This window comes from Micromonospora sp. CA-249363, from assembly GCF_050950185.1.
Classification (GTDB): Bacteria; Actinomycetota; Actinomycetes; order Mycobacteriales; family Micromonosporaceae; genus Micromonospora.
In genome coordinates this window covers 5,182,931-5,204,707 of the sequence record NZ_CP192020.1, presented here as the reverse complement: position 1 = coordinate 5,204,707, position 21,777 = coordinate 5,182,931, and the positions used below count along the sequence as shown (strand labels likewise).

Genomic DNA, 21,777 nt, shown 5'->3' with positions numbered 1-21,777 from the left:
CGTAGCGAGGTGACGGCATGAGCACGCACACCGAGCACCAGGCCCCGCAGGGCCCGGAGCCGCTCGACGTGAACGACCCCAGGCTGAGCCGATTCGACATCGTCCGCGAGGGCGCGCGTCGGGACGACATCGAGATCGTCCACTACGAGCCGCAGGTGCTGCCGGGCACCAAGGCGGAGCGTCGGCTGACCCGCGTGGTGGCCGGGTTCTTCCTGCTCACCGGCCTGGCGGCGACCGCGTTCCTGATCATCTACATCGCCTGGCCGTGGGAGTACGCGCCGGGCCGCGGCGGCGACAAGTTCTACACGCCGCTGCTGGGCGCCACCCTCGGCATCGCTCTGCTCGCCGTCGGCTTCGGCATCCTGACCTGGGGCAAGAAGTTGCTGCCCAAGGAGGTCTCGATCCAGGACCGGCACGAGGGCCAGGTCGACTCCGAGGGTCGTACCATCACCGGCCAGACCATGCTCTACCTGGCCGACGAGATGGGCATCAAGCGTCGTCCGCTGCTCGGCATCTCGCTGCTGGCCGGTCTCGCGCCGGTCGCCGCGGTCGCGGCGGCGCCGCTGGTCGGCGGCCTGATCTCGAACCCGCACAAGAACAACCAGATGTTCACCACCGGGTTCGCCCCGAAGGAGAACGGGGAGAAGATCCGCCTGGTCCGCGAGGACGGCCGCCCGGTACGCCCGGCGGACATCAGCGCGGGTGGTCAGCTGACCGTGTTCCCGGGCATCGAGCACGGCGTGAGCAACCGGCACGCCGACTCGCCGACGTTGCTGATCCACCTACGCGACGCGGACGCCCAGAAGTCCCGCGAGGCCAACGCGCGTCCGGGCGTGGAGCACCACAAGGACTACATGTGGGGCAACTACGCGGCGTTCTCCAAGATCTGCACGCACGCCGGCTGCCCCGCCAGCCTCTACGAGCAGCAGACCAACCGGCTGCTCTGCCCGTGCCACCAGTCCCAGTTCCTGATCACCGACAACGCCAAGCCCGTCTTCGGCCCGGCCAGCCGATCGCTGCCGCAGCTGCCGATCGAGTTGGACTCCGAGGGTTTCTTCGTGGCGAAGTCCGACTACACCGAGACCGTCGGGCCTGACTTCTGGGAGCGGCCATGAAGCGTCGAAAGTTTGACCTGGCGGCCACGCCGGGCAAGGCCGCGGCGGGGGTGGACGACCGCTTCGCGGTAGCCACGCCGCTGCGCAAGCTGCTGAACAAGGTCTTCCCGGACCACTGGTCGTTCCTGCTGGGCGAGATCGCGCTGTTCTCGTTCGTCGTGCTGCTGCTGACCGGTGTGTTCCTGACCTTCTTCTACGAGCCGGCGATGACCGAGGTGGTCTACGACGGCAGCTACGCGCCGTTGCAGGGCACCCCGATGTCCGCCGCGTACGCCTCCAGCCTGGACCTGTCCTTCGACGTCCGGGGCGGTCTGGTGATGCGGCAGATGCACCACTGGGCGGCGCTGCTGTTCATGGCCGCGATCGTCGTGCACATGCTGCGGGTGTTCTTCACCGGCGCCTTCCGCAAGCCGCGCGAGACCAACTGGATCATCGGTTCGCTGCTGTTCTGGGTCGGCTTCCTGGCCGGCTTCACCGGCTACTCACTGCCGGACGACGGCCTGTCCGGCACCGGTCTGCGGATCGCCTCGGCGATCATGCTGTCCATCCCGGTGGTGGGCTCGTGGCTGACGTCGTCGATCTTCGGTGGGGAGTTCCCCGGCACGATCATCATCAGCCGGTTCTTCATCGCCCACGTCCTGTTGATCCCGGGCCTGCTGCTCGCGCTGATCAGCGTCCACCTGGGCCTGGTCTTCAAGCAGAAGCACACCCAGTGGCCCGGCCCCGGCCGGACCAACAACAACGTGGTCGGCGAGCGGATGTTCCCCCGCTACGCGCTGAAGCAGGGCGGCTTCTTCATGGTCGTCTTCGGCGTCATCGCGCTGCTGGGCGGTCTGTTCCAGATCAACCCGATCTGGCTGTTCGGCCCGTACGAGGCATGGGTGGTCTCGGCCGCCAGCCAGCCCGACTGGTACGTCATGTTCCTCGACGGCTCGACGCGACTCATGCCGGCATGGGAGATCCCGATCGGCAACTACGTCATCCCGCCGCTGTTCTGGCCCACTGTCGTGCTGCCCGGCATCCTGGTCGGCCTGTCGACGATGTACCCGTTCCTGGAGGCCCGGCACCTCAAGGACCGCAAGAGCCACAACCTGCTCCAGCGGCCCCGCGACGTTCCGGCCCGTACGGCCGTGGGCGCCATGGCCGTCGCCTTCTACATCGTGCTGACGCTCTCGGGCGCCAACGACGTGATCGCCGACAAGTTCCAGATCAGCCTGAACGCGATGACCTGGGCGGGCCGGATCGGTCTGCTCGTGGTCCCGCCGCTGGCGTACTACGTCACCTACCGGCTCTGCCTGGGCCTGCAGCAGCACGACCGGGAGGTACTCGCGCACGGCGTCGAGACCGGCATCATCCGGCGCCTGCCGGACGGTCGGTTCGTCGAGGTCCACCAGCCGCTCAGCGCGTCGAACGGGCACGCGGACGGCCACGGTGAGCTGGAGTACGCCGGCTGGGTGGTACCGAAGAAGATGAACCGGCTCGGTGCCCTCGGCCCGGCGGTCCGGGGCTTCTTCTACCCGATCGAGAAGCCGGTCGAGGCGCCGGTCTCGCCGGGTCACCCGCCGGTCGAGCCCCGGGGAGAGCGTGCGGAGATCGGCAGCGGCGAGAGCCGCCGCTGACCGCCCGACAGCACCGTCACGTGACGCCCGCCGGATTTCCGGCGGGCGTCACGTCGTTTCCGGTGTCCGGTCGCCCAACCGCGCAGGAGTCGGACGGGCATGGCGGGACCGGTCGACCCCGCGCGCCGGGCGATCGCAGGAATAACCCCCGTGAGCCGGGTAACCGTGCGGTCCAACGTCTCAAGGGGGGGAAGCATGTTGGGACTCAAACGCCTCGGCCTGTTGGCCGCGCTGGTGCTGGTGGGGGTCGCGCCGGCAGCAGCCGCGCAGGCGGCGGCACAGCCGTCGACGCAGGACACCCAGTACCTGCAGGCGGTGCACCAGGTGAACCTTTTCGAGATCACCGCCGGTGACCTGGCTCAGCAGAAGGGCCAGAACCAGGGGGTCAAGGACCTGGGCGCGATGTTCAAGACCGACCACACCCAGCTGGACCAGACGGTGCAGCAGACCGCTTCGCAGCTCAACGTCCAGCTGCCGAACGAGCCCACGACCGACCAGCAGGCGGTCATCGACAAGCTGAACAACGTCAGCGGCGCGGAGTTCGACCGGCTCTGGGTGACCAGTGAGCTGGCCGGTCACGTCCAGGCCATCCAGGCCACCCAGACGGAGATCTCGCAGGGCTCCGAGCAGTCGGTGGTCCAGTTGGCCCAGACCGCCCTGCCGACGCTGCAGGCGCACTACGACGAGCTGGTCCAGCTGGCCAACCAGTTGGGCATCCCGGTCCCGCAGACCAGCGCCAGCGGCACGCCCAGCCCGGGCACCTCGTCGCCGGGTCCGGGTGGCGTCACCGAGTCGCCGGCCCCGAGTGGTGGGATCACCGAGTCGCCGGAACCGGGCCTCGGCACCACCGAGCGGCCCGCACCCAGCGAGAGCTGATCTCGCGGTAGCGCGACGGCCGGTCCACCCCGCAACGGGTGGACCGGCCGTCACGCGATCCGCCCGGCCGCCCACGCGGCCCGCGCGTCAGTCGGCGTCGGCGAGGCCGATCGCGAACGTCTCCTCAAGGTCGAGCTTCGAGTACGCCCGGAACGCGATGTGCGACTCCGTGTTCAGCACACCCGGCACCTTGGAGATGCTGCCCGCGATGACCTGCGCGATCTGGTCGAACTCGCGGACCCGGACGATGGCGATGAGATCGACGTGCCCCGCCACCGAGTAGACCTCGCTGACACCGGAGACGTTGGCCAGGGCGTCGGCCACCTCGGGGATCGCGTCGGTGGCGCAGTCGATCAGCACGATCGCGGTGATCACGGGGCATTTCTCCGTTCGTCGGCGTCGTCGCCCATGCTAGACCTGGACCGTGCCGTCGTCGCCGTAGCGGATCACGTTCCGCAGTCGCTCGTCCCCGTGCACGGTCGCGCCCGGCCAGATCACGCTGCGCCGTACGTCGCCGTCCACCCGGGCGTCCGCGCCGACGACCGACTCGACGCAGTTCCCGGCCACGGTGGCGGACTCGTCGACGAGCACGCCGCCGGCCGCCGCGTGCAGGTTGGCCGCCAGGTAGTCAGCCGGCGTCCCGGTGTCGAAGAAGGTGCCCGTGTACGGCACCACGTCGAGCTCCCCGGCCGCCTCCGCCGGACGCCACACCGCGCGTACCAGGTCGGAGAAGACCACCGGCAGGTCGCGGACCAGTCGCCACGGCAGCAGCGAGAATCCGGTGAAGCAGTGCCCGGCGAAGGTGCCCGGCGCGTCCGGGTCGGCGGCGGGCTGCCCGAGCAGGCGTACGGAGTCCCGGTCCCAGCCGTCGAGCAGCGCGGCCAGGTCGGCGCCCGGCGCGGCGGCCGGATCGGCCAGGTACGCGTCGGCGTTGCCGACCAGGACCGGTCGGCCGTCGATCCAGTCCCGCAGGTTCGCCACTCCGCCCGCCGTGCCGAGCGGGTCGCCGGGCTCCACCGACAGGTGGGCGCGGTCGCCGACGTGCGCGACCACCTGGTCGGCGAGGTAGCAGGCGTTCACCGCGACCCGCGCGGGACTCCGCAGGCCGAGTCCGGCCAACCGATCCAGGGCCCGGTCCAGGAGCGGCACGTTGCCGACCGGGCAGAGCGCCTTGGGCACCCGTTCGGTGAGCGGGCGCAGCCGGGTGCCCTCGCCCGCGGCGAGCACGACCGCGCAGACGTCTCCCGGCCAGCTCGCCCTGGTCATGGCGCGGTGTCGGGTATCGGCGGCGGGAACTGACCGGCCAGCGGCCCGATGTCGTAGTAGGCGAGCAGCCGCGCGGTCGGCCAGGTCAGCTTGGGCAGGTCGTCCAACCGATGCCAGGCGGCCTCGAAGACCTCCCCGCCGTCCACCACCAGCTCGGTGCTGGACGCCGGCACCTCCGTCTCGAAGACCATGTCCACCCAGCCCTTGGCGTGCACGATCGCGTTCGGCACGGCGGGGCGCAGCCGGGACGGCGGCAGCCGGACGCCGGACTCCTCGAACAGTTCGCGGGCCGCGCCCACGACCGGAGGCTCACCCCGGTTCAGCAGGCCGGCGGGGAGCGACCAGCCCTTGCCGGGAGGCTGGCGCAGCATCAGCAACCGACCCGCACCCGTCGCCTCGGCGTCGCGGACCAGCGTGACCGCGCCGACGATGTACTTCGGTACGGCGAGCCGGACCAGGCGCCGGCGCACCGGCAGCGGCAGCCGGTAGAAGGCCTGGTAGAAGACGGCCCGACCGGTGGCACGGGAGCGGGGGATCATGACCCCAGGCTAGTGGTCACGAATGTCCTTCGGACGCGCTGGGGCCGTCCGGGTCACTGTCGATGGTCGACAAGGTCGATGAGCTGGCGTACCACGGCGTCCGGTTCGATCACCCGGTCGAAGACCGCGACCAGCAGGGTCTCCAGGTCGGGGTAGCCCAACTCCTCGGAGAGCCGTAGCAGCGGCAGGTCACTCGCCAGGCCCCGGTTGTGCTGGCGTAGGGCGAGACCGATGGTGGCCCGACCGAGGCGCACCTTGTCGCTGATCGTGATGCCCGGCTCGGTGTGCTCGGCGAACCACCTGTTGATCTGCATCTGCGCGTGCGGCGACTTGACGAAGCCCAGCCACTCCTTGCGCGGACCGCGCGGCGCGGCGGCGGCCTCGAAGCCGTTGTCGGCGTCGTTCTCGGTGAAGATCTCCACCACGTCGCCCTCGTCCAGCTCCGAGCTCAGCGGCGCGAGCCGACCGTTGATGCGGGCGGCGAGGCAGTGGTCACCCCGGTGACTACCCAGCTCGTACGCCAGGTCGACGGGTGTGGCTCCGGCCGGCAGCACCACCTGACGACCGTCGGCGAAGACCTGGATCTGACCCTCGGCGAGGTCGCAGCGCAGCGACTCGTAGAACTGGGCCGGATCGGCGGCCTCCGGCTCCCAGTCGAGCACACGGCGCAGCCAGTCCAACTGTTCGGCCCGGGCCGCCGCGCCGCCGCCCGAGCGCGGGAAGCGGAAGTCGGCGGCGATGCCGTACTCGGCCGAGCGGTGCATCTCCTCCGTGCGGATCAGCACCTCCACCGTACGGTCCTGCGGACCACAGACGCTGGTGTGCAGCGAGCGGTACAGGTTGTTCTTCGGGGAGGCGATGAAGTCCTTGAAACGGCCCGGCACCGGCCGCCACGTGCCGTGGATCGCGCCCAGCGCCGCGTAACAGTCGGTGGCCGGACCGTCGACCACCACCGAGATGCGGGGCAGGTCGTACGGCGCGGTGTGACCGCCGGCGACGGTGTCCTTCCAGATGGAGTAGAGGTGCCGGGGACGGGGACTCACCTCGGCGTCGACCCGGCTGCGCTTGAGCGCGACCCGGGCCCGGTTGACCACGGCGTCGAGGTAGGCCTCCCAGCCGGGCCGGTCGTGCACGTGCCGGGCCAGCCGGGCGTGCTCGTCGGGCTCCAGGTGCAGCAGCACCACGTCGTCCAGCTCACGCTTGAGTGTCTGGATGCCCAGCCGGTCGCAGAGCGGGACGAGAACCTCCTGCGTCTTGCGGGCGATCCGCTCCCGGGACGCCGCCGAGCGCACGCCGAGCGTCCGCATGTTGTGCAGCCGGTCGGCCAGCTTGATGATCAGCACCCGGACGTCCTTGGCGGCCGCGACGATCATCTTGCGGACCGTCTCCGCCTCGGCGGCCTTGCCGTAGAACGCCTTGTCGAACTTGGTCACCCCGTCGACCAGGTGGGCCACCTCGTGGCCGAAGTCCTCCGAGAGCGCCTGGAGCGTGTAGCGGGTGTCCTCGACGGTGTCGTGCAGCAGCGCCGCGACCAGCGTGGTGGTGTCCATGCCCAGCTCGGCGCAGATCTGCGCCACCGCGAGGGGATGGGTGATGTACGGCTCGCCGCTCTTGCGGAACTGCCCGCGGTGCATGTTCTCCGCGATCGTGTACGCCCGTCGCAGCACCGCCGGGTCGGCACCGGCGTGAATGCCCCGATGGGTGCGGACCAGGTGGGTGACCGGGTCGGAGTCGGCGGTCGGCCAGGTGAGCAACGACCGCAGTCGGCGGGTCAGGGGCAGCTCGCCCGACTGGGTTGGCAGGGCGCCCCCCAGGGCGGCGCCGTGTCCGGCGTCGACGTCCACGAGGGACACCTCCTCACCCCGGCTCCGCGGTCACCGGACCCGGTGATCGGGAGCAGGCCCACGAAACGGGCAGGACTGCACTTCCTTAACAGCCTAAGCGAGTCGACGTAGTCCGATCGGTCAGTTGGTCATGAGCGTTCGGTCGAGAGTTGGTGCGACGCCCCGCTCTCGGCCTTCGCCAGCAGGTCACGGAAGCGGCCCGCGCCGCCCGCCGGCGAGGACCAACCGGACGACATCTCGACCAGCCGGGTCTCCGGCCGCTCCAACCAGGACAGGATCCGCTCGGACTCCTCGGCGGTGGCCGACGGCACCGGCCCGTGCCCGCCGGACACCGTCTCGGCCGTGGCCCGGATGGCGTTCAGCGTGGGTCGTGGGTGGACGCCCGGCGGAGACACGCCGGCGCCGGCCAGCCGACCGTGGCGTACGAGGGCCAGCTCCCAGCCGCCCCGGGCCGCCGGTCGGGCCGCCGCCAGCTCGACGATCCCGGTCAGCGCCGCCAACCGCTGCATCCGCACCGTGGCGCGCAGCACCGCGGCCAGCCGGGACCGCACCACGGCGGCCTCCTCGTAACGCTGGTCGGCCGCGAGCACGTCGATCCGGGCCAGCAGCGCGTCCACCACCGGCTGCGGGTCGCTCGCGGTGGCCGTCCGGAACGGCGCGACGGCTCTGTCGTCGTACTCCTCGGGGGTGATCCGGTGCTCGCAGGGCGCCGGGCAGCGACCCAGCTCGGCCAGCGCGCACGCCGGCGTGACGGTGCGCAGGGAGAGCCGGTGCGTGCACTGGCGCAGCGGAACCGCGTCGTGGAAGCCGGCGGCGGCCAGCTCGGCGGCCCGCCGAGAGGTGAACGGCCCGAGGTAGGCGGTGTCGGTGGGGGAGATGTCGCGCACGATCGACAACCGGGGGTACGGCCCCTCGGTCAGCTTGAGCCAGACCATCCGCTCCGGGTACTTCGACCGCCTGTTGTACGGAGGGGCGTGCGCGGCGATGAGCCGCAGCTCGCGGACCTCCGCCTCCAAGGAGTGCGCGCACTCCACGGCCTCGACCCGCTCGGCCGCGGCCAGCATCTCGGAGATCCGGGCGCGCTTCTCGCCGGCGGTGAAGTAGCTGCGCACCCGGGTGGCGATGTCGCCGGAGGTGCCGACGTAGAGCGGCCGGTCGTCGGCGGCCCGGAAGATGTAGACCCCCGGGACCTTGGGCAGCCCCTCGGCCAGGTGCCGCTTGCGGCGCTGCGTCGGGGTGACCGCGCGGGCGAACTCGATGGCGTCGCCGACCGTGTCGACGCGGTGCCCGCCGAGGCGGCCGATCAGACCGTGCAACACGTCGACGGTGGCCTTGGCGTCGTCCAGGGCCCGGTGGGTGGGCTGGGTGGCGGTGCGGAAGTACGCCGCCAGGGTGCCGAGCTTGCGGTTGGGCACCTCGTCGCGGGTCAGCACCCGTCGGGCCAGCGCCGCCGTGTCCAGCACGCGGGGGTTGGGCCAGCGGTAGCCGTGCCGGGCGCAGGCGGCCTTGAGGAAACCCACGTCGTACGGGGCGTTGTGGGCCACCAGCACCGCGTCGTCGATGAATTCCAGGAAGCTGGGCAGGACCTGCTCGATCGGCGGGGCCGGCAGCAGCATGGCCTGGGTGATCCCGGTCAGCACGGTGATGAACGGCGGGATCGGTTGCCCCGGGTTGACCAGGGTGGCCAGCACCCCCAGCTCCTCGCCGCCGCGCACCTTGACCGCGCCGATCTCGGTGATCCCGCCGCCGTCCGGCGCGCCGCCGGTGGTTTCGAGGTCGACCACCACGAAGGTCGTCGCGTACAGCGGCAGGGCCGGGTCCACCCCGCCCACCGCCGGGTCGAGACCGGCCAGTGACTCCTGGACGTACTCCGCCTGTGCCATCGGCGGCACGCTAGCGTCCCGGTCCGACACTCCCGTCGCAGACGTCCCACCAGTCCCCATGGGGCTAGGATGAGAGATCGGCTCACTCACCAGGCGGTGGGCCCGCCAGCGGTGGGAGACTTGCCACATGCCCCTCACCGAGCCGCACGACGACCACCTCCCGCAGGAGGATCCGGTCGCCCGCGACGGCGCGGTGAGCGATCCGGACGCCGGTGACAATCCTACCGATTCTGGTGTCGAGCCGGAGCCCACGCTGCCCGAGCCGGTCCGCCAGCGGATCGTGGCGCTGACCGCCGCCGTGCTGCCGGGGCTCCCCGGCGACGAGGTGCCGGTGCCGCTGCGGCGGGTGGCGAAGTTCGCCCCCAACCGGCGGGCCCGTCTCGGCGCTCCGGCGATCGCCGCGCAGCTCACCGCCGACCCGTTGTTCCGGCAGCGGGTCACCGCCCGGGTGCTGGCCGACGCGGGTGACCTTGGGGCGGCCGTGGTCGAGGGCACCGCGCCGGCCGCAGCCGACCCGGTCGAGGTGGCCGCACTGGCATACCTGGCCCGGCCGCGGGGCTGGCGGGAGTTGATCGACGCCAGTGGCGCGGCGGTCCGCGCCGAGGCGGACAGCGCCGTCGTCGCCGAACTGGTCCGCGAGGCCGAGCAGCGAGCCACCCGTGCCGAGCACGACCGTGCGGTGGCCCGGGTCGAGGCCGACAAGCTCCGCGACGAGCTGGCCCGGGTCCGCGAGGAGCTGGGTCAGCTCCGGGAGGAGTCCCGTCAGCTGGCCCGCACCCTGCGCGAGACGCAGGTCCGCGAGCGCAAGGCCACCGAACTCCTCGCCACCGAACGCGGCCGGGCCGCCCGCGCCAGCGCGGACGTCGACGCCGAGCTGCGCCGCGCCCGCGCCCGGCTCGCCGAGGCGGAGGCCGCCGCCGGGGTGGCCCGGGCCAGCGCCAAGGAGGCCCGCTCGGTCGACGACGCCCGCCTCTGGCTGCTGCTGGAGACCATCGGCCAGGCCGCCGTCGGGCTGCGCCGCGAGCTGGCGCTCGACCCGGTCGACAAGCTCCCCGCCGACTTCGTCGCCGACGCGTTCGCCGAGCAGCCCGGCACCGCGCCGGCGGGGCCGGCCGCGCGCGCCCGCGACACCGACGACCCGGCCCGGCTCGACCAGCTGCTCGCCCTGCCCCGGGCGCACCTCGTGGTGGACGGCTACAACGTCACCAAGCGCGGCTTCGGCGAGATGTCGCTGGAGCAGCAGCGCAAGCGCCTCATCACCGGGCTGGGCGGCATCGCCGCGCAGACCGGTGACGAGGTCACCGTGGTGTTCGACGGGGCCGAGCGGATGCACGGGCTGCCGCCCGCACCGCGCGGCGTACGGGTGCTCTTCTCCCGTAAGGGCGAGACCGCCGACGAGCTGATCCGACGCCTGGTCCGCGCCGAGCCGTCGGGCCGTCCGGTCGTCGTGGTCTCGTCCGACCGCGAGGTCGCCGACGGTGTACGCCGGCACGGCGCGTACCCGCTGGGGGCCGACTCGCTGCTGCGCCGTCTCGCCCGCTCCTGACCGCACGCCGCAGGCGCTGCACCTGGCCGCTACCCGGAGAAGCGGTCACCGATGCGGACGCGGTCGTAGCGGGACTTCTGCCCGCACGACTTCCTGCTTCGGCCACTGTCGGTCACGTAGGTGATCCGGTAGCAGGTTCGCAGGCGGCACATCTGGCCCTTGCGGTTGCAGGCCGTCGTGGAGACCAGGTCCTTGCCGGAGACGGTTCCGTCGGTGTCGCCGCGGGCCCACGTCGCGACCACCCCGATCGCCATGGCGAGGGCACAGCCGTCACCGCCACCACCGTGACGCGGCGCGTCGCCGATCTGGTCCTCCGCCCCGGCGTCGCTCGGCGACGCCGATGCGCCGACGGAGAACGGTCATCCTCGTCAGTCACCTGACAGCCCTCGGCCGTCCTGCCCGCCCCTGCTGGTCACAACCTCACGGTAGGAGGACTTCGCAAGGCGCGGCCGGCGACGGCGTCTACCTCCGTGCGGCAGCGCCAGGCGCCGGACGAGCGGCCCGGACGTCCGGATCCGGCCGCTGGGCGTTCAGCACCAGCGGCCGGACCGCGTCTCAGACGCAGCGGGAGACCGACGGGTTCGGGTCGTGGCCGGTGTACATGTAGTCACCGGCGAGCATGCCGCTCGCGTTGCCGTAGAAGGCGTTGTACCAGACGGTGTCGCCGTTGACCGACGATCCGGTCGCCCAGCAGTTCAGGTAGACCGACTGGCCCTTCGGGATCGTCAGGATGACCGAGCACTGCGAGTTGTTCAGCCACTGGCAGTAGCGCAGGTTCAGGTCCGTCTTCGTGGTGAAGTAACCACCGGCGAACGCCGGGGTGGCGACCAGGCCGACCGCGGCGGTCACCGCGACGGCGCAGGCGGCCAGGAGACGTCGTGGATTCATGTCGTCGACCTCCGGCGGTCAGTAGGAGCAGTACGGGGAGTCCATGATGTCGATGGCGACCGCGTAGCCGTACGGCTCGAGGTAGGCCAGCTCGTCCGGCGCGATGCAGACCCAGTCGCCGTTGGAGTAGATGATCTTCGCGCCGTCGTCGTTGCGGCTGTTGTAGACCCAGTCCGCGCCCCTGCTGCGGGACCCGAGGGTCTGGTAGTAGGTGTCCTGGAACGACGCGGTCGGCGGATTGCCGTTGTACGGGTTCCCGGTCACCCAGAAGCAGACGCGGGGGTAGTTGCAGCCCAGGGCGGAGCCGGCCTGCGCCGGCGTGGCGACGAGCCCGCCCGCGGCCGTCGTGACGCCCGCGAGGAGCGCGACGGCCGAGAGCCGGGAGCGTGTGATCGAGGATGGTCCGCGCATTCGACAACCTCCGTGGTCGACGTGGGACGGCCGGCTCCACTCGGCCCCGCAGGGGCGTCGTTGGACCTTCGTGGGGCGGTGGACCAGCCGTACCGCAACGATCGCAGCGGCCACTGTCGACGGAACAGGCGCTTCACCGGCAGTTGACCGGCGACTTCGGCGGGTGCTTGCGACCGCGGGCGCGAGGTCGGCGAAGTGGGGGTGTCCGGGCGTTCGGGATACCCCGATTTCGCTGATCTGGAGTCGATCTAGCCCTCAACGGGCGGTTCTGTCGTACCCGGTGGTTAGCGTCGATGTGACCGACGGTGCTCGGGTGGCGACGACAGGGTGTCGACCGCGCATCGCGAGCGATCAGGAGGCGTGATGCTCATCGACTGCGACGGGTGCGCGAGGCGGGCCGACGGCTGTTCCGGCTGCCCGCTGACCGCCCTGTTCGACGACACGTCCCCGGCGGCCGGGCTGGTCGCCGCCGAGGTCGAGGCGATCGAGGTGCTCGCCCGGGCCGGCTTCGACGTCGAGGTGCTGGCCGCGCCCGCGCGGCCCGACGCCATCCCACGGCCCGACGCCATCCCACGGCCCGACGCCGCCGGCCGGTCCGGCGCTGCCGGGCGTCGCGCCCGCCGGGTCGCCTGACCTCTCGCCCGGCCGTCCGCCGGGCCGGTGCAGCGCGCCACCGCGCCCGAAGCGGACTTTTCGCGGGCCATAGGATGGGCGGTCACGGCGGGAGGAGCGGCGGGATGAACGGGGTACGACGCCAGCAGGGCAGGCCCGTCGGTGCCGCGTGCCCCAGCGCCGGGCCGGGCCGCGCCGCGTGCCGCAGCGCCGCTCGTCCGGATCGCAGCGCCGCTCAGCTGGGTCGCAGTGCCGCTCGTCCGGGTCGCAGTGCCGCTCGTCCGGGTCGCAGTGCCGCTCGTCCGGGTCGCAGTGCCGCTCGTCCGGGTCGCAGTGCCACGTTGCCGGGAGTGTCCCGGTGAGCCCGCGCAGCTGGGCGTTGCTGACGTTGGCCGGGTTGACGGTGGCCCTGGTGGTGACCGCCGCGGTGTTCATCCCCTGGCACCGGCCTCCAGCTCCCCGTGCCGACCAGCTCGCCGCCCTGCGGGATCTCCCGGCCGACCAGGTGGCCAGGGGGCGTGAGTTCCGCGCCGCGCTGCGCCCCGGCAGCTACGCCGCGCTCGCCGTGGGGTTGCTGATCGCTGTCGCGCTCGGGCTCACCCCGCTGGGCAGTCGCCTGGTCGAGCTGGTGGGCCGGCCGTTCGGTGGGCACTGGATCGCCCAGGCGGTGCTCGGCGGCCTCGCCGTGGTGCTCGTCGCCGACCTGCTCACCCTTCCGTTCTCCGCCTGGCGGCAGACCATCCTGACCCGCTACGGGCTCAGCACGAACTCCTGGAGCGGCTGGGCGGTCGACCTGCTCAAGTCGTACGCGGTGAGCGCCGTGATCGGTGCGGTGGCCCTCTTCGGCTTCTACCTGGTCATCCGGCTCGCGCCACGCTGGTGGTGGGCCCTCGGCGCGGCGGGCGCGGCCCTGCTGGTGGCGCTGCTGTCGTTCGTGCTGCCGGTGCTCGTGGAACCCGTGTTCAACAAGTTCACTCCGATGGAGCAGGGTCCGCTGCGTACCGAGCTGATGAGCATGGCCGCCCGGGACGGGGTTCCGGTGCGCGACGTGCTCGTCGCCGACGCCTCGCGGCGAACCCGGGCGGTCAACGCGTACGTCTCCGGTCTCGGTCCGACCCGCCGGGTGGTGGTGTACGACACGCTACTGCGCGAGGCCACTCCCGCCGAGGTGACGGCCGTGGTGGCGCACGAGCTGGGTCACGCGAAGGACTCCGACGTGGCGGTGGGCACCTTGACCGGGGCGCTGGGCGCCGCCGCGGCGGTGGTGGCCCTCTACCTGCTCGGCTCGTGGGGCCTGCTGCTGCGGTTCGCCGGCGTCGACTCGATCGCCCATCCACGCGCGTTTCCACTGGTGATCGCCTTGGTCACGGTGGCCGGTCTGGTCGCCGCGCCGGTGCAGGCGCTGATGTCGCGGCGGGTGGAGGCGCGGGCCGACGCGCACGCGCTCGCGCTCACCGGCGACCCGGTGGCCTTCGAGTCGATGCAGCGCCGTCTCGGCACGGTCAACCTGGGCGACCCCGACCCGCCGCGGTGGGAGTACCTCTACTCGGCCTCGCATCCGTCCACCGTGGAGCGGATGGCCGCCGCCCGCGCGTATGCCCGGGAGGCACGCCGATGAGCCGCACGTTGCTGATCACGAACGACTTCCCGCCCCGCCCGGGTGGCATCCAGTCCTTCGTGCACAACCTCGCGGTGCGTCAGCCCGCCGGGTCGGTGGTCGTCTACGCGTCGAGCTGGCGCGGTGCGGAGAAGTTCGACGCCGACCAGCCGTTCGAGGTGATCCGGGAACGCACCCGGGTGCTGTTGCCCACCCCGCTGATCGCCCGGCGGGCGGCCCGACTCGCCCGCGCGTACGACTGCGACACGGTGTGGTTCGGCGCGGCGGCCCCGCTGGGGTTGCTCGCCGCCGGCCTGCGCCGGCGTGCGGGCGTACGCCGGGTGGTGGCGCAGACCCACGGCCACGAGGTCGGCTGGGCGGCGCTGCCGGCCGCGCGGCCGGCGCTGCGGCGCATCGGGCGTGGCGTCGACGTGACCACCTACCTCGGCGAGTACACGCGGGCCCGGCTCGCCCGGGTGCTGGCCGGGGTGACCGATCTGCGGCGGCTCGCGCCCGGTGTGGACGTGGACACCTATCACCCATCGGTGGACGGCGAGCCGGTCCGGGCCCGGTTAGGGCTGACCGACCGGCCGGTGGTGGTCTGCGTGTCCCGCCTCGTGCCGCGCAAGGGCCAGGACATGCTGATCCGGGCACTGCCGGAGATCCGCCGTCGGGTGCCGGACGCGGTGCTGCTGATCGTCGGTGGCGGTCCGTACCGGGCCACCCTGGAGAAGCTGGCCCGCCAGATCGGCGTCGAGCGGGACGTCGTGTTCACCGGCTCGGTGCCGGCGGCCGACCTGCCCGCGCACTACGCGGCCGGCGATGTCTACGCGATGCCCTGCCGTACCCGCAACCGGGGCCTGGACGTGGAGGGGCTGGGCATCGTCTACCTGGAGGCGTCCGCGACCGGCCTGCCGGTGGTGGCCGGCGACTCCGGCGGCGCGCCGGACGCGGTCCGGGAGGGCGAGACCGGGTACGTGGTCCGTGGCCGGGACGTCGCGCAGCTCGCCGACCGGGTGGCCCGGCTGCTCGGCGATCGGGACCTGGCCCGCCAGCTCGGCGCGGCCGGCCGGGCCTGGGTGGAGCGGGAGTGGCGCTGGGAGGCGCAGGCCCAGCGGATGGCGGCCCTGCTGGCCGGCTAGGGTCCGGGGCGGGCCGGCCGGGGCGGGGCGTAGCGGGGGACGTATTCCTGGTTGGTGAGCCCCTGGATCGCGGCCATCACCTCGTCGGTGACGGCCCGGATGTCGCGCGGCCCGGTGATGCGGTCGGCGACCGGGATCGCCGGGCCGAAGCGCAGGGTGACCGGGTGTCGGCGGGGGATTCGCGCGTCGACCGGCAACACCTCGGCGGTGCCGAGTACGCCGACCGGGATGATCGGCACCTCGGCGTCGCGGGCCAACCGGGTCATTCCGGTGCGACCGCGGTAGAGCCGCCCGTCGGGGGACCGGGTGCCCTCCGGGAAGATGGCGACGAGACCGCCGGCGCGCAACACCGGCACGGCCGCGTCGAAGGCCGTGAGGGCGGCCCGGCCGCCGGCGCGCTCGACGCGGATGGCGCCCATGCCGGCCACGACGTACCGGCTGAGCCAGCTGCCGGTGAAGTACTCGGCCTTGGCCCAGAACGTCACGTGTCGGGGTGTCAGGCAGCCGAGGACCACCTGGTCGGCGACGGACAGGTGGTTGCTGGCGAGGATCGCCCCGCCTCGGCGGGGCAGGTGCTCCAGCCCTTGGACGCGGGGTCGCCAGCCCAGTCGCAGGGCTGAGCCGACGGTCAGTTTACTGAGGTCGTACAGCAGGGGCACGTCTTCTCCCGTTCAGTTCCGCGCGGGGCCGAGGTGCGCGTCGAGCGCGGCTCGCAGCAGGGTGTCGTCGTCGCGGTCGCCGGTGGCCAGCGGCAGGCTGCCCCAGGCCCAGAGCTGGGCGATGCCGTGCAGGTTGGCCCAGAGCGCGCCGGCCACCACCGGCGCGGGCGCGTCCGTCGGCCGGCGTGTCCGGGCGACCAGGTCGGTCAGGAGGGTGAACAGCGGCAGGCTGGTCTCGCGCAGCCGCAGACGACCGCTGGCCAGCAGGTCGTGGCGGAACATCAGCTCGAACATGCCGCGGTGCCCCGCGGCGAAGTCCAGGTACGTCCGGGCCAGCGCGACCAGCTGCGTACGCGGCTCGTCGCCGGCCGTGTGCATCGTCCGCTCGACCCGGGCGGTGAGGTCGGCGAAGCCCTCCCGGGCGATGGCGGAGAGCAGGTCGACGTGGGTGGGGAAGTAGCGGCGCGGAGCGCCGTGCGACAGGCCCGCCCGCCGGGCGATCTCCCGCAGGGACACCGCGGACTGGCCCTCGCGCAGCACCAGGTCGACTCCGGCGGCCACCAGTCGGGCCCGAACTCCGGCCTCCTCCACACTCATAGACACTGTCTACCAGGTCTCCGTAGACAATGTCTACGGTGGTGGCCGCCGAGGCGGACGCGCGTGGGCGCTCAGCGGATGCGGGCCAGGATGCGGTCGGCGGGCGCCGGACGGCCGAAGTGCCAGCCCTGGGCGGCGTCGCAGCCGATCGCCCGCAGCCGCTCGGCCTGCCCGGCGGTCTCCACCCCCTCGGCGGTCACCGTGAGGTCGAGCGCGTGCGCCAGCGACACCAGCGAGGCGAGGATCCGCTCGTCGGTACGCCCCACCGCCGGCGACCGCAGCCCGGCCACGAACTCGCCGGCCACCTTCAGCTCGGTGACGGGCAGATCCCGCAGGTACGCCAGGTTGCTGTAACCGGTGCCGAAGTCGTCGATGGCGATGCGTACGCCCAGATCGGCCAGCACCCGTAGCGCCCGGACGGGCTCCTTGGCGCTGCTCATCATCGTGCTCTCGGTGATCTCCAACTGGAGCCGTTCGGGCGGCAGGCCGGTCTGGCTCAGCAGCGTACGGACCTCGGCCACCAGGCCGGGCCGGTGCACCTGCCGGACGGCCAGGTTGACGCTCACGAACGGCGCCTGCGCGCCACCCGCCGACCACGCCTCCGCCTCCCGGCACGCCTCGGCGAGCACCCACCCGCCCAGTTGCACGATCAGCCCGGTCTCCTCGGCCAGCGCGATGAAGCTGTCCGGCCGTAGGACGCCCAGCTCCGGGTGCCGCCAGCGGACCAGCGCCTCCACGCCGAGCAGCCGGCCGTCGCGCAGCGAGGTCAGGGGCTGGTAGTCGAGATAGAACTCGCCCCGCTCCAGCGCGGCCGGGATGGCCGCCGAGAGGGCGTACCGGGCCAGCTCGCGGCGGTTGCGCTCGGCGTCGTAGAGCGCCCAGCGCGCCCCTCCGGCCGACTTCGCCCAGTGCAGGGTGCTGTCGGCGGCCCGCATCAGGTCGGTCGGGCTGGAACCGGCCACCTGCCGCTCGACGATGCCGAGGCTCGCCGTGACCTGGAGCTCGTGCCCGTCGACCACCGCCGGTGTCCGGACCGCCGCCAGTGCGCTCTCGGCGACCTCCACGACCGCGTCGGTGCCGCCCGCGCCCTCCACCAGGATGACGAACTCGTCCCCGCCGAGGCGGGCCACCAGATGCTCACCGAGGGCCTGGCGCAGCCGGTCGGCCACCGTGGTCAGCAACCGGTCGCCGACCTGGTGGCCCAGACTGTCGTTGACCACCTTGAAGCGGTCCAGGTCCAGGAAGCACACCCCGACGCGCTGGGCGCCCCGACCCGGTTCGTTGAGCGCGGCGGTGAGCCGCTCGGTGAACAGCGTCCGGTTGGGCAGACCGGTGAGCGGGTCGTGGGTGGCCTGGTGGCGGAACCGCGCCTCGCTGGCCCGCAGTGCTCGTTCGGCCTGCGTGCGGGCCATCATGGCGGCCCGGCGGATGGACTCCTGCTCGTCGAGCGTGCGGTCCCGCAGCGCGCGGGCGTAACCAGTCGCCACGGCGGCCAGGAGTCGGGCCATCCGGTCCTCGACGTCCTCGGCCACCAGCCCCAGGTCTCGCACGAGACGGAGCTGGATCACCTCGACGGTACGGCCCAGTCCTTCGGCGGACGCGATGTACGCGGCGACCAACTCCGCGCCGACCCGGTGCCCGGCCCGCAGGTCGAACGGCTCGGCGAGCAGCGCCTGCGCCAACTGACCGGTGAGCCTCTGCAACAGGGCCTCGAGCTGAGCCTGTGTCATCGGCAGGTAGCTCGTACCGGAGACCGCCTTGGCCCAGGCGCGGGCGAAGGTGCCGGGGCGGGTGACCGCCGAGGGCGGCTCAGTCACCGAGTCGCCCGACGCCGCCCATGAAGACCGCCCGCTCGGCGTCCTCGGCGCTCTCGGGGGTGTCCGGTCGCCACTGCGGCACCCAGACGACGCCCGGGTCGACAAGCTCGAACCCGTCGAAGAGGGCGGTCAGCTCGGCCCGGCTGCGGATCGTGAGCGGGCTGTCGGTACGCCGGTAGACGCGTTCGGCCTCGGCGCGCTCCTCCTCGGCGCGGCCGTCGTCGCTGGCCTGCGACAGCACCAGGTAGCTGCCGGGCGCCAACGCGGCCCGAAGCGTCGCCAGCAACTCGGCCGGCCGGTCGTCGTCGGGGACGAAGTGCAGGACGGCCACGATCATCACGGCCACCGGCTGACCCAGGTCGAGCAGCCTGCGCGTGTCGGGGTGCGCCAGGATGCGGTCCGGGTGCCGCAGGTCCTCCTGCACGATGGTCGCCCGGTCGTTGCCGGCCAGGATCTCCCGGCTGTGCGCCACCGCGACCGGGTCGACGTCCACATAGACCACGCGCGACGCCGGGTCGATCCGCTGGGCGATCTCGTGCACGTTGCCGACCGTGGGGATGCCCGAGCCGATGTCCAGGAACTGGCGGACGCCGGCCTCGGCGAGGTGGTGGACCGCCCGGCGCAGGAACGCCCGGTTGGCCTGCGCGGCCAGCGGCGCCTCCGGGACGGCCGCCACCATCGCCTGCGCGGCGGCCCGGTCGGCGGCGAAGTTGTGCGATCCGCCGAGGTAGTAGTCGTACATCCGGGCGACGCTCGGGCGCTCGATGTCGATGGTCTCGGGCGCCCAGTCCGGCCGCTGCATGCGCTCACCCCTTGAGTCCACGACGCGGGCGCACTCGCCCGCGCGGGTATTCTGCCCCCGCGGTACCCGCCAGACCATAGCGTGCCCGTCCAACCGTCGCGGACGTCGGTCGATACGCGAAGGTCCGCACCGGCGGCGAGCCGGCGCGGACCTTCGATCAACGGATTCCGCTCGACGAGCGGGCGCAGGTCAGAACTTCGGGGCGTCCGGCGCTTCGAGCAGGCCGAGTCGCAGCGCGGTCATCAGGGCCTGTGCCCGGTTGGCGGCGCCGAGCTTCTCGTAGAGCTTGGAGATGTGCGTCTTCGCCGTGGACTCGCTGACGAAGAGCTGCTTGGCGATGCCCGCCACGCTCATGCCGTCGGCGAGCAGCCGCAGCACCTGCCCCTCGCGGGGGGAGAGCTGCGGACCGGAGGGAGCGAGCCGACGCTTCATCGCCTCGGCCAGGTCGGCGGCGGTGAACGCGCTGGGCGACGAGGCGGCGTGCCGCGCGGCGGCCACGACCTCGTCGGCCGGGGCGGTCTTGGGCACGAAGGCGCTCGCCCCGGCCTCCAGGGCGCCGAAGAGCTGGTCGTCGCCGGCGTACATGGTCAGCACCACGATGCCCATCGACGCGCTGGACTTGCGCAGCGCGCGGGTGGCCTCCAGGCCGCTGCCGTCGGGCAGCCGCAGATCCATGATCACCACGTCCGGCTGGAGGGCGCCGGCCTGGCGTACCCCCTCTGCCGCGGTCGCGGCCTCGCCGACGACCTCGAACTGGCGGTCGCGCTCGAAGGCGTGCCGCAGGCCCTTACGGATCAGGTCATGATCGTCGACAAGGAGGACCTTGGTGCGGGTGGCCGGTGTCGGGCTTGTGGTCATCCTCGGGTTACTCCCCTTCTGGTGCTGCACTGTCACGCACGTTATCGCGCCGGGACGAGGTGCCGAGAACCACCGCCACGGTCGTGCCGCTGGGTTGCCGCGGCCTGATCTCCAACCGGCCCCGGATACGTTCCGCCCTCTCGGCCATGATCGCAAGACCGTACCGCCCGTCGGGGCGCTGGTCAGCCATCCCCTGACCGTCATCCGACACTTCTATTTGCGCGTACGGGGGGTCGACCTCACACGTGACCCACAAATTCGACGCCCCGGCGTGCTTGCGGGCGTTGGTCACCGCCTCCTGGGCGATGCGCAGCAACTCGGCCTCGGTGGCGGCCGGCAGGCGGGCCGTGGACTCGTCCAGCGACAGGTGCACCCGCAACCCGCCGGAGGCGCCGACGGTGCGGGCGTACTCGGCGATCGCCGCGGCCAGCCCGCCCTGGCGGTCCACCTCGCTGCGCAGCTCGAAGAGGCTCAGCCGCAGCTCCTGGATCACCCGGGTCACCTCGGCGCGCAGCGTCCGCAGCGCCTCGGCGGTCTCGTCCGCGTCGTCGAAGACGGTGGCCATGGCGTTGTCGATGCCGTAGCCGACCATCACCAGTTCCTGCGCCACCCCGTCGTGGATCTCCCGGGCCAGCCGCTGCCGCTCCTCGTTGGTGGCCAGCGAGCGGACCTCGTCGAACAGCAGCGCCGCCTCCAGCCGCAGGGCGGCCGGGCGGGTCAGCCCGGTCACCCGGGCCACGACCGGCGGCGGGTACGCCTGCGCGACATCGGCCTCCAGCACCACCAGCCCCACCGTGCGTACGCCCGCGACGAGCGGGACGATCAGCGCGGACACGTCCCCGCCCCGGTGGGAGCGGGACTGCGAGCGGGCGGCGGTGGTGGCCTGCTGGCTGGCCCAGGCGTCGGCGATCGCCGAGTCCGCGTCCAGCGTCGTCTCCCAGTCCACCCGGTCCGCCCCGGCCTGGGCGAGGACCACGAGCCGGCCGCCGCCGCTGGCGGACAGCACCGCGCCCCGGTCCGCCCGGGCCACCGTGCGCAGCTCCTCGATCAGGTGCTCGGAGATGCCCCCCGGGTCCAGGGTCGCCCCGGGCAGTTGCCGGGCCACCGTCCGCAGCTGGGTCAACAGGCGGGTGGCCTCGGCGTACGGCTGGGGCTTGCCGTCGGCGCGTACGGCCATCACCCGGTGCAGGGTGCCGGCGGCGTAGAGCCCGAGCGCGGCCAGGATCAGCCACTGCGCGCAGACCGCGAGGTAGCCCACCTGGCCGAGCTGACGCCCCCCGTCGACCTCGGTCAGCGACCCGCTGACCAGCAGCGTGCCGGCGGTCACCGCGAGCAGTGCCGCGCCCTCGCGGAAGCGGCGGCGCAGCGCGGTGACGGTCACCGGCACCGCCAGGTACGGCAGCACGGCGGAGGCGCCGAGCCCGTCGACCGTGCCGCCGATCGACGCGACCGCGGCGACCTGACTCGCGGCCAGCCCCAGCACCACCACCTCGGCCACCCGGCTGAGCGGCCCGACCAGCCGGTGCTGCGGAGCGAGCAGGGAGGGCAGCCCGGCGACCGCCAACAGCGCGATCCACCACAGCTGGGTGACGTCGCGGGTGGCGAACAGGGTCAGGATCGCGACCAGCGCCAGCATCACCAGGCGGGCGGCCGCGGCGAGAGGATGCGGGTGTGGGGCGGCGGTTGTGGATGCGGGCACGTGACGG

At 72.8% G+C, this 21,777-nt stretch carries 21 protein-coding genes; 7 read left to right on the top strand and 14 right to left on the bottom strand.

The window, feature by feature from the left end; all coding sequences use genetic code 11:
• The first annotated feature begins 17 nt into the window (after nucleotides 1–17).
• The 3 genes from qcrA to ACQPZK_RS23020 all read left to right on the top strand — a co-directional run bounded on the left by qcrA (nucleotide 18) and on the right by ACQPZK_RS23020 (nucleotide 3,610).
• Nucleotides 18–1,115: a cytochrome bc1 complex Rieske iron-sulfur subunit gene (qcrA, locus tag ACQPZK_RS23030; protein ID WP_433534975.1), complete on the top strand. Its 1,098-nt coding sequence runs from the start codon at nucleotides 18–20 to the stop codon at nucleotides 1,113–1,115.
• The gene (qcrB, locus tag ACQPZK_RS23025; protein ID WP_433534974.1) at nucleotides 1,112–2,734 is read left to right on the top strand and encodes a cytochrome bc1 complex cytochrome b subunit; all 1,623 of its coding nucleotides are present in this window, start codon (nucleotides 1,112–1,114) and stop codon (nucleotides 2,732–2,734) included. The genes qcrA and qcrB overlap by 4 nt, the downstream gene beginning before the upstream one ends.
• A gap of 195 nt (nucleotides 2,735–2,929) precedes the next feature.
• A complete protein-coding gene (locus ACQPZK_RS23020) occupies nucleotides 2,930–3,610 on the top strand; it encodes a DUF4142 domain-containing protein (protein ID WP_433534973.1) in 681 nt (226 codons plus the stop codon).
• 87 nt (nucleotides 3,611–3,697) lie between these two features.
• On the opposite strand, the gene ACQPZK_RS23015 is transcribed toward ACQPZK_RS23020, so the two are convergent.
• The 5 genes from ACQPZK_RS23015 to ACQPZK_RS22995 all read right to left on the bottom strand — a co-directional run bounded on the left by ACQPZK_RS23015 (nucleotide 3,698) and on the right by ACQPZK_RS22995 (nucleotide 9,142).
• Nucleotides 3,698–3,985, bottom strand: a complete 288-nt coding sequence (locus tag ACQPZK_RS23015; protein ID WP_422736132.1) for an Lrp/AsnC family transcriptional regulator — start codon at nucleotides 3,983–3,985, stop codon at nucleotides 3,698–3,700.
• A 36-nt stretch (nucleotides 3,986–4,021) separates the two neighbouring features.
• Nucleotides 4,022–4,876: a sugar phosphate nucleotidyltransferase gene (locus ACQPZK_RS23010; protein WP_433534972.1), complete on the bottom strand. Its 855-nt coding sequence runs from the start codon at nucleotides 4,874–4,876 to the stop codon at nucleotides 4,022–4,024.
• Entirely contained in the window at nucleotides 4,873–5,415 is a 543-nt protein-coding gene (locus tag ACQPZK_RS23005) for an NUDIX hydrolase (RefSeq protein WP_433534971.1), read from the bottom strand. The genes ACQPZK_RS23010 and ACQPZK_RS23005 overlap by 4 nt, the downstream gene beginning before the upstream one ends.
• Nucleotides 5,416–5,468: 53 nt before the next feature.
• Nucleotides 5,469–7,259 (bottom strand): RelA/SpoT family protein, encoded by a 1,791-nt coding sequence (locus ACQPZK_RS23000; protein WP_433539287.1) that lies wholly within the window; start codon nucleotides 7,257–7,259, stop codon nucleotides 5,469–5,471.
• Nucleotides 7,260–7,387: 128 nt separating this feature from the next.
• The gene (locus ACQPZK_RS22995) at nucleotides 7,388–9,142 is read right to left on the bottom strand and encodes a DEDD exonuclease domain-containing protein (RefSeq protein WP_433534970.1); all 1,755 of its coding nucleotides are present in this window, start codon (nucleotides 9,140–9,142) and stop codon (nucleotides 7,388–7,390) included.
• 127 nt (nucleotides 9,143–9,269) lie between these two features.
• Between ACQPZK_RS22995 and ACQPZK_RS22990 the strand changes: the two genes are divergently transcribed.
• Nucleotides 9,270–10,688: an NYN domain-containing protein gene (locus ACQPZK_RS22990; RefSeq protein ID WP_433534969.1), complete on the top strand. Its 1,419-nt coding sequence runs from the start codon at nucleotides 9,270–9,272 to the stop codon at nucleotides 10,686–10,688.
• A 29-nt stretch (nucleotides 10,689–10,717) separates the two neighbouring features.
• Here ACQPZK_RS22990 and ACQPZK_RS22985 read toward each other — a convergent pair whose 3' ends face one another.
• The 3 genes from ACQPZK_RS22985 to ACQPZK_RS22975 all read right to left on the bottom strand — a co-directional run bounded on the left by ACQPZK_RS22985 (nucleotide 10,718) and on the right by ACQPZK_RS22975 (nucleotide 11,987).
• Nucleotides 10,718–10,942 (bottom strand): hypothetical protein, encoded by a 225-nt coding sequence (locus ACQPZK_RS22985; RefSeq protein WP_433534968.1) that lies wholly within the window; start codon nucleotides 10,940–10,942, stop codon nucleotides 10,718–10,720.
• A gap of 301 nt (nucleotides 10,943–11,243) precedes the next feature.
• Complete coding sequence (locus ACQPZK_RS22980) at nucleotides 11,244–11,576, bottom strand: hypothetical protein (protein WP_433534967.1); 333 nt, start codon at nucleotides 11,574–11,576, stop codon at nucleotides 11,244–11,246.
• A gap of 18 nt (nucleotides 11,577–11,594) precedes the next feature.
• A complete protein-coding gene (locus tag ACQPZK_RS22975; RefSeq protein WP_433534966.1) occupies nucleotides 11,595–11,987 on the bottom strand; it encodes a hypothetical protein in 393 nt (130 codons plus the stop codon).
• Nucleotides 11,988–12,350: 363 nt separating this feature from the next.
• Between ACQPZK_RS22975 and ACQPZK_RS22970 the strand changes: the two genes are divergently transcribed.
• From ACQPZK_RS22970 to ACQPZK_RS22960, 3 genes are all read left to right on the top strand, one after another.
• On the top strand, nucleotides 12,351–12,620 hold the full coding sequence (locus tag ACQPZK_RS22970; RefSeq protein WP_433534965.1) for a hypothetical protein: 270 nt from the start codon (nucleotides 12,351–12,353) through the stop codon (nucleotides 12,618–12,620).
• A 337-nt stretch (nucleotides 12,621–12,957) separates the two neighbouring features.
• Nucleotides 12,958–14,217: a M48 family metallopeptidase gene (locus tag ACQPZK_RS22965; protein WP_433534964.1), complete on the top strand. Its 1,260-nt coding sequence runs from the start codon at nucleotides 12,958–12,960 to the stop codon at nucleotides 14,215–14,217.
• Nucleotides 14,214–15,338 carry a glycosyltransferase family 4 protein gene (locus ACQPZK_RS22960; RefSeq protein ID WP_433534963.1) on the top strand — a complete coding sequence of 375 codons (1,125 nt, stop codon included), beginning with the start codon at nucleotides 14,214–14,216 and terminating at the stop codon, nucleotides 15,336–15,338. Before ACQPZK_RS22965 ends, ACQPZK_RS22960 begins: the two co-directional genes overlap by 4 nt.
• Here ACQPZK_RS22960 and ACQPZK_RS22955 read toward each other — a convergent pair.
• From ACQPZK_RS22955 to ACQPZK_RS22930, 6 genes are all read right to left on the bottom strand, one after another.
• On the bottom strand, nucleotides 15,335–15,997 hold the full coding sequence (locus ACQPZK_RS22955) for a lysophospholipid acyltransferase family protein (protein ID WP_433534962.1): 663 nt from the start codon (nucleotides 15,995–15,997) through the stop codon (nucleotides 15,335–15,337). The two genes, ACQPZK_RS22960 and ACQPZK_RS22955, sit on opposite strands and share 4 nt — an antisense overlap.
• A 12-nt stretch (nucleotides 15,998–16,009) precedes the next feature.
• Complete coding sequence (locus tag ACQPZK_RS22950) at nucleotides 16,010–16,594, bottom strand: TetR/AcrR family transcriptional regulator (RefSeq protein ID WP_433534961.1); 585 nt, start codon at nucleotides 16,592–16,594, stop codon at nucleotides 16,010–16,012.
• Nucleotides 16,595–16,665: 71 nt separating this feature from the next.
• Nucleotides 16,666–18,324, bottom strand: coding sequence for a putative bifunctional diguanylate cyclase/phosphodiesterase (locus ACQPZK_RS22945; RefSeq protein WP_433539286.1), 1,659 nt, complete (start codon nucleotides 18,322–18,324; stop codon nucleotides 16,666–16,668).
• Nucleotides 18,325–18,403: 79 nt separating this feature from the next.
• Nucleotides 18,404–19,213 carry an SAM-dependent methyltransferase gene (locus ACQPZK_RS22940; RefSeq protein WP_433534960.1) on the bottom strand — a complete coding sequence of 270 codons (810 nt, stop codon included), beginning with the start codon at nucleotides 19,211–19,213 and terminating at the stop codon, nucleotides 18,404–18,406.
• A 189-nt stretch (nucleotides 19,214–19,402) separates the two neighbouring features.
• Entirely contained in the window at nucleotides 19,403–20,071 is a 669-nt protein-coding gene (locus ACQPZK_RS22935; RefSeq protein WP_007072219.1) for a response regulator transcription factor, read from the bottom strand.
• Nucleotides 20,072–20,078: 7 nt separating this feature from the next.
• Nucleotides 20,079–21,770, bottom strand: a complete 1,692-nt coding sequence (locus tag ACQPZK_RS22930; RefSeq protein ID WP_433534959.1) for a sensor histidine kinase — start codon at nucleotides 21,768–21,770, stop codon at nucleotides 20,079–20,081.
• Nucleotides 21,771–21,777 lie beyond the last annotated feature (7 nt).

Coding starts and splice junctions, on each gene's coding strand:
- ACQPZK_RS22935 (WP_007072219.1), bottom strand. CDS start 20,071: ATGACCACAAGCCCGACACCGGCCACCCGCACCAAGGTCCTCCTTGTC.
- ACQPZK_RS23010 (WP_433534972.1), bottom strand. CDS start 4,876: ATGACCAGGGCGAGCTGGCCGGGAGACGTCTGCGCGGTCGTGCTCGCC.
- ACQPZK_RS22995 (WP_433534970.1), bottom strand. CDS start 9,142: ATGGCACAGGCGGAGTACGTCCAGGAGTCACTGGCCGGTCTCGACCCG.
- ACQPZK_RS22985 (WP_433534968.1), bottom strand. CDS start 10,942: ATGGCGATCGGGGTGGTCGCGACGTGGGCCCGCGGCGACACCGACGGA.
- ACQPZK_RS22960 (WP_433534963.1), top strand. CDS start 14,214: ATGAGCCGCACGTTGCTGATCACGAACGACTTCCCGCCCCGCCCGGGT.
- ACQPZK_RS22980 (WP_433534967.1), bottom strand. CDS start 11,576: ATGAATCCACGACGTCTCCTGGCCGCCTGCGCCGTCGCGGTGACCGCC.
- ACQPZK_RS22970 (WP_433534965.1), top strand. CDS start 12,351: ATGCTCATCGACTGCGACGGGTGCGCGAGGCGGGCCGACGGCTGTTCC.
- ACQPZK_RS22940 (WP_433534960.1), bottom strand. CDS start 19,213: ATGCAGCGGCCGGACTGGGCGCCCGAGACCATCGACATCGAGCGCCCG.
- ACQPZK_RS23005 (WP_433534971.1), bottom strand. CDS start 5,415: ATGATCCCCCGCTCCCGTGCCACCGGTCGGGCCGTCTTCTACCAGGCC.
- qcrB (WP_433534974.1), top strand. CDS start 1,112: ATGAAGCGTCGAAAGTTTGACCTGGCGGCCACGCCGGGCAAGGCCGCG.
- qcrA (WP_433534975.1), top strand. CDS start 18: ATGAGCACGCACACCGAGCACCAGGCCCCGCAGGGCCCGGAGCCGCTC.
- ACQPZK_RS23020 (WP_433534973.1), top strand. CDS start 2,930: ATGTTGGGACTCAAACGCCTCGGCCTGTTGGCCGCGCTGGTGCTGGTG.
- ACQPZK_RS22945 (WP_433539286.1), bottom strand. CDS start 18,324: ATGACACAGGCTCAGCTCGAGGCCCTGTTGCAGAGGCTCACCGGTCAG.
- ACQPZK_RS22950 (WP_433534961.1), bottom strand. CDS start 16,594: ATGAGTGTGGAGGAGGCCGGAGTTCGGGCCCGACTGGTGGCCGCCGGA.
- ACQPZK_RS22975 (WP_433534966.1), bottom strand. CDS start 11,987: ATGCGCGGACCATCCTCGATCACACGCTCCCGGCTCTCGGCCGTCGCG.
- ACQPZK_RS22990 (WP_433534969.1), top strand. CDS start 9,270: ATGCCCCTCACCGAGCCGCACGACGACCACCTCCCGCAGGAGGATCCG.